Origin of the sequence: uncultured Nevskia sp., assembly GCF_903885465.1 — a bacterium.
GTDB lineage: Bacteria > Pseudomonadota > Gammaproteobacteria > Nevskiales > Nevskiaceae > Nevskia.
In genome coordinates this window covers 1-5,168 of sequence record NZ_CAISIQ010000490.1, presented here as the reverse complement: position 1 = coordinate 5,168, position 5,168 = coordinate 1, and the positions used below count along the sequence as shown (strand labels likewise).

The 5,168-nt window shown below is 63.1% G+C and carries 7 protein-coding genes; 6 read left to right on the top strand and 1 reads right to left on the bottom strand.

Going from position 1 to position 5,168, the window contains the following annotated elements; all coding sequences use genetic code 11:
* Both QZY06_RS19010 and pgeF read left to right on the top strand, forming a co-directional pair.
* The coding region (locus QZY06_RS19010) for an RluA family pseudouridine synthase (RefSeq protein ID WP_295687067.1) at window positions 1-650 on the top strand (650 nt) is incomplete at its 5' end.
* A gap of 3 nt (window positions 651-653) precedes the next feature.
* On the top strand, window positions 654-1,397 hold the full coding sequence (gene pgeF, locus QZY06_RS19005; RefSeq protein WP_295687066.1) for a peptidoglycan editing factor PgeF: 744 nt from the start codon (window positions 654-656) through the stop codon (window positions 1,395-1,397).
* Here the strand turns inward: pgeF and QZY06_RS19000 are convergent, their stop codons facing one another.
* Window positions 1,398-2,237: a symmetrical bis(5'-nucleosyl)-tetraphosphatase gene (locus QZY06_RS19000; protein ID WP_295687064.1), complete on the bottom strand. Its 840-nt coding sequence runs from the start codon at window positions 2,235-2,237 to the stop codon at window positions 1,398-1,400.
* 163 nt (window positions 2,238-2,400) lie between these two features.
* Between QZY06_RS19000 and QZY06_RS18995 the strand changes: the two genes are divergently transcribed.
* The 4 genes from QZY06_RS18995 to QZY06_RS18980 all read left to right on the top strand — a co-directional run.
* On the top strand, window positions 2,401-2,577 hold the full coding sequence (locus tag QZY06_RS18995; RefSeq protein ID WP_295687063.1) for a Flp family type IVb pilin: 177 nt from the start codon (window positions 2,401-2,403) through the stop codon (window positions 2,575-2,577).
* 403 nt (window positions 2,578-2,980) lie between these two features.
* The gene (locus tag QZY06_RS18990) at window positions 2,981-3,445 is read left to right on the top strand and encodes a TadE/TadG family type IV pilus assembly protein (protein ID WP_295687061.1); all 465 of its coding nucleotides are present in this window, start codon (window positions 2,981-2,983) and stop codon (window positions 3,443-3,445) included.
* Window positions 3,446-3,543: 98 nt separating this feature from the next.
* Window positions 3,544-4,548 carry a Flp pilus assembly protein CpaB gene (cpaB, locus tag QZY06_RS18985; protein ID WP_295687059.1) on the top strand — a complete coding sequence of 335 codons (1,005 nt, stop codon included), beginning with the start codon at window positions 3,544-3,546 and terminating at the stop codon, window positions 4,546-4,548.
* An 86-nt stretch (window positions 4,549-4,634) separates the two neighbouring features.
* A partial coding sequence (locus tag QZY06_RS18980; RefSeq protein ID WP_295687057.1) for a pilus assembly protein N-terminal domain-containing protein occupies window positions 4,635-5,168 on the top strand: 534 nt, incomplete at its 3' end.

Here is a 5,168-nt window from a genome sequence, read left to right as displayed (position 1 = left end):
GCCTGACCGTGCACCCGGGCGCCGGCCAGTCCGATTCGACGATGCAGAACGCATTGCTGCATCGCTTCCCGAAGACCGAGCTGCTGCCGCGCGCCGGGCTCGTGCATCGGCTCGACAAGGACACCAGCGGTCTGCTGATCGTCGGCCTGACCCTGGTCGCCTACACGCGGCTGGTGGCGGACATGGCGGCTCGCGACATCCGCCGCGAGTACGACGCGCTGGTCAACGGCGCGGTCACCGCTGGTGGCACGGTGGATCAGCCGATCGGCCGCGATCCGCGCAATCGCCTGAAGATGGCCGTGGTCGAGGATGGTCGCCCGGCGGTCACCCACTATCGGGTGCAGGAACGTTTCGCCAATCACACTTTGCTGCGGGTGCGGCTGGAAACCGGCCGCACCCACCAGATTCGCGTGCACATGGCGCAGATCCTTCATCCGATCGTCGGCGATGCCGTTTACGGCGGCCGCATCACCCGCGGCCGCAACATCGAGGAGACGCTGCGTCTGGCGCTGAACGGCTTCCCGCGTCAGGCGCTGCATGCGCGCAACCTGCAGCTGGAACATCCGATCACTGGCGAGGAGATGGAGTTCTCGGCCGAAGCGCCGCCGGACATGCTTCGCCTGCTCGATCGTCTGCGCGCTGCTCCCTGAGCAATGGTGCCGATCATTCCCGACTGGCCGGCACCGGCGGCGGTCCGCGCCGCATTCACGACTCGCGAAGGTGGGGTCAGTAGCGGGCCTTACGCCGGCCTGAATCTGGGCCGCAACTGCGGAGACGATCCGGCCGCTGTTGCCGAAAATCGCCGCCTGCTCGCCGATCATCTGGGCCTGCGCGGAGCGCCGGAATGGTTGCATCAGGTGCATGGCACGCGGGTGCTGAGCCTGCCGCATCAGCAGCCGGAGCCGGATGCCGATGGCGTCTTCACCACCCGGGCGAACGTCGTCTGCGCAGTGCAATCCGCGGACTGTCTCGCGGTTCTGTTCTGCGATCAGGACACCAGCGTGGTCGCTGCTGCGCATGCCGGCTGGCGTGGTCTCTGTGCCGGCGTGCTCGAAAGCAGCGTTGCTGCGCTACCGGTCGCGCCGGAGCGGCTGATGGCCTGGATCGGCCCGGCGATCGGCCCGGAAGCGTTCGAGGTGGGCGCTGAAGTACGTGCGGCGTTCATTGCCGTCGATCCAGCAGCGGCCTTTTGCTTCCGGCCGGGTGCTCAGCCGGACAAGTATTTCGGCGATCTGTTCGCGCTGGCGCGGCAGCGGCTGGCGAGAGCCGGGGTTACGCAGATCTATGGCGGCGGCATCAGCACCCATGCTGATCCAGCACGTTTCTTCTCGTTCCGGCGTGATGGCGTCTGCGGGCGGATGGCGGCGCTGATCTGGATCGAACACCCGGCTTCTTGATCAATCCCGCTCGGCACCCGGACGCCGATGTTCATCGCAGGGAATGCTGAACAAGGCCGCATCGTCGAGACGCAGCGCGCTGAGCTGGCCGCCCCAGAGGCAGCCGGTGTCGAGTCCCCAGACCTGATGTTCCGGCCAATGTACTTTTCCCAAGGTTGACCAGTGGCCGAACAGGATCGGTGTACCGGCGCTCTTCCGGCCGGGCACCGCGAACCAGGGCAACAAGCCGGCAGACTGACTGCCCGGCGTGCCTTTCGGTTCTGCGGCGATCCGGCCTTGCGGCGTGCAATAACGCAGGCGGGTGAAGCAGTTGATGACGAAACGCAGGTATGGCCAGCTTTTGAGTTCGGTCTGCCAGAGGTCCGGCTGATCGCCATACATGTGGCTCAGCAAGGCTTCGTGATCGGGGCCGCGCAACACCGCTTCGACAGCGCGTGCATGCTGACTTGCCTCGCTGATCGTCCATTGCGGCGGCAGACCGGCGTGCAGCAACTGCCAGGACGCGCGCGAATCGGCATGCATCAGTGGGCAATGGCGCAGCCAGTGCAGCAGTTCGTCTCGGTCAGGGGCATCGAGAATGTCGTCCAGCGTGTCGCGCCGGCCGCGCTTGCCGCCGGCGGCCACGGCAAGCAGATGAAGATCGTGATTGCCGAGCACGCTGATGGCGCTGTTACCGAGCGCGATCACCGTGCGCAGGGTTTCGGCTGATTGCGGCCCGCGATTGACCAGATCACCCGCGAACCACAGCTGATCGCTGGCCGGATCGAAGCGCACATGGTCAAGCAGGCGCTTCAGCGCGTCGCAACAGCCTTGAAGGTCCCCAACTGCGTAAATCGCCACGGCGGCTTCAGTTTTTGCAGGAAGTGCCGATCACCATAACCGATGAGCGGTAGCAGTTGCGGGAGCCAGCAGCTTTGACGCTCCTCGGTGCCTGGCCTATCGTCCACTTACGGGTTTCAAGCACCCGAACCGCCCCCGAAACGTGACCGATGGAGTGATACGCGTGATCAAGAAAATCCAGAATTTCCTGCGTGATGACGAAGGCGCCAGCGCTGTCGAGTACGGCCTGATTGTGGGACTGATTGCCGTGCTGCTGGTGATTTCGCTAACGAGTGTTAAAGATGGTCTTGTCAATCTTTTCGATTCGGCCGCAGGCAGTCTGAATGGTGCTGCTCGGTAAAGCTTTCCTGATTTTCGCGACGCTGAGCTCAAGTTCATCGCGGCGAGGTCGGCAGGCTAGAGCATCCGTCCTTCCCGGATAGATTTTCCGGTGTTGTCGGATGCTTGGTTCGTTATGAAGCTTCATCTGGAAGCTGCCGGTTTTACTGGTTTTTCAGTGAACGCCGAAATGATTTAGGCAGAAACTGTCATCGGTAATGTAATGGCCCTCAGTCGAGGTGCCAACAATGCCGATGAGTTTTCCTGTTTAGAGACGCGATGTGAAAAATTTTGGCTATCGCTGAGGGTAGAAGCAGAAGAGCTTGAATTATTGAGATATCGTTACGGCGTTACCTGCTGAGCCGGCACATTGGCGGGTCAGCGTCCTCGTCCCGTTGCCCGCTGTTGTTCTGGAACACCCGATCATGGCCCGTCATCGTTCGCTGAGCCGGCTGCCACGCCGCATCACTGGTGCGTCGGCGGTCGAGTTTGCGTTGGTGTTCCCGCTGCTGTTCGCGATCGTCTACGGCACGCTGACCTACGGTTACGTCTATTTCCTGCAGCAGCGGATCAATTTCATTGCTCAGGAAGCGCTGCGAGCAGCCATCTCCGTAGCGCCACTTCCCAGCAACGCCGCCTACCTGGCCGCGATCAACGCGGCAGTGGCCGATGCAGTTGCCAACAATTTCATCTTGGGCGGTTCTCCCGTACCGGCTGCGTTGACCTATGTCGTCCAGCCGGTCAACGCCGCAACCAATACCTTGAGCATCCTTGTGACGTATAGCCTGACCGCACCGGCCCTGTTTCCGACCGTGTCACTGCCCGGGTTTGGCGCTATTCCACCGTTGCCGGCGGCGCTGCAGGCGACGGCTGCAGGTCGCTTGTCCTGATTCACCGAACGGCTCTGAAAACGGGCCCAGAGAACATCGATACATCGTTTAAGCTGCCAGCAAAAAGCGGCTGATAATCAATAGGGAGCGGCACACGCATGAACAACAGCAACGCGATTCGGATCGTCGCGATCGTGCTCGGTTTGCTGGCCATCATCTTGGCAATCGTCGGCTGGCGGATGAGCCGCAGTTTTGCCGAAAGCGCCTCGAAGGCCCAAGAGCAGCAGCCGGTATCCGCGGCTCCGGCAGTGCCTCAGATCATGGTCGTGATTGCCACTCGGCCGCTGGCTGCCAATGTGCCGATCGACCGGGACGCGATCGTGCTCGCACCGGTCACGATCGCGCCGACCGAGTACTTCGCCAATGTCGACGACGCCATCGGCCGCACACCGCTGATCGACGTCGATGCCGGTGCGCCGGTGGTGCCGCGCTTCTTCAAGGACGCCAACATGATTGCCCGCGGCGTTCCAGATGGTTTCCGCGCGTTGTCGTTAAAGGTTGACGATGTGGTCGGCGTCGGCGGCTTCGTACGTCCTGGCGATACCGTAGATGTGTTGGTCTACATCAAGTCGGTGACCGACACGCCGACTGGCGAGAAGTCCGGCCCGGACAAGACCGAAGACATTCCGACCCAGGCGCGGGTGCTGATCCGCGATATCCGCGTGCTGGCGTATGAGGATCATCTGGTCGAGCCGCCGAAAGGCATTCCCGAGAACAAGGACAAGCAGGCCCAGAACCAGGGGCGCCGCGAGCGCACCGCCGTGCTGGCAATTCCGGAAGCCCAGGTCACCAAAGTGTTGCTTGGCTCCAGCTACGGCGAACTTCGCCTGGCGTTGCACGGCACGCCGGCGACGACTGCTGCCGCAGCCGAAGCACGCGCGCCGGAGATCAGTGCGGTCAGCACGACGGTCAGCAGTCTTCCACTGAGCCCGGAAGCGAAAGCCAAGGCGGATGCCGAAGCCGAGCTCGCTGCAGCGCAGATCATCACCGCTACGGAACTGACCCAGCTGATTGCCAAGGGCAAGAAGAAGGTCGGGCGCAGTGAGGGGCCGCCGCGCATCGAAATCTATCGCGGCTCTGACCTCAAGACGGTGTCGCCGTGAGCCGCGTTTCGCAGCTGATCGCCGAACTCCACACTTCTGACTCGGCCGCTACCCGGTCGCCGCTCGCAGCTTGCACAGGAACTGGCATGCGCTTCTCGATCACTCGGCAGTTGTCCCGAAGCTTTGCCGTTGCCGCACTCGTGGTGGTGGTCACTGCGCAGATGCCGCTGCCGGTGCATGCCCAGGCCGTGGCCAAGGCCGAAACCCTGCTGGTGGAGCCGGGCACCCACAAGCTGGTGCGCGCCAAGGGATCGGTAACCCGGGTGGCGATCGGTGATCCGAAAGTTGCCGACGTCAACGTCGTCAACGGCCGCGAGCTGTTGATCAACGGCAAGTCCGGCGGCACCACCAGCCTGCTGGTCTGGACCCGCGGCGCCAAAGGCGTTTCCGAGCCGACCGAGTACCGCATTGCCGTGGCCGCGCCCGCCAGCAGTGATCCAGCGCTTTCGAAACTGATTGTGCAACCTAACGGCGCTTTGGACGGTTCGGTGCCGAACCTGCTGGCGCATCGCAAGGCCAGCCAGACATCGGCGCCGCGTGAAAAGGATGCACCGCCGCCGGTGGATCGCAGTCTGGTTGGCGGCGAGACCCAGGTGATGAGCCAGGTCCGCATCGTCGAG

Excerpts from the sequence above, each read along its gene's own strand:
- pgeF (WP_295687066.1), top strand. The coding sequence starts at position 654 with ATGGTGCCGATCATTCCCGACTGGCCGGCACCGGCGGCGGTCCGCGCC.
- QZY06_RS18990 (WP_295687061.1), top strand. The coding sequence starts at position 2,981 with ATGGCCCGTCATCGTTCGCTGAGCCGGCTGCCACGCCGCATCACTGGT.
- cpaB (WP_295687059.1), top strand. The coding sequence starts at position 3,544 with ATGAACAACAGCAACGCGATTCGGATCGTCGCGATCGTGCTCGGTTTG.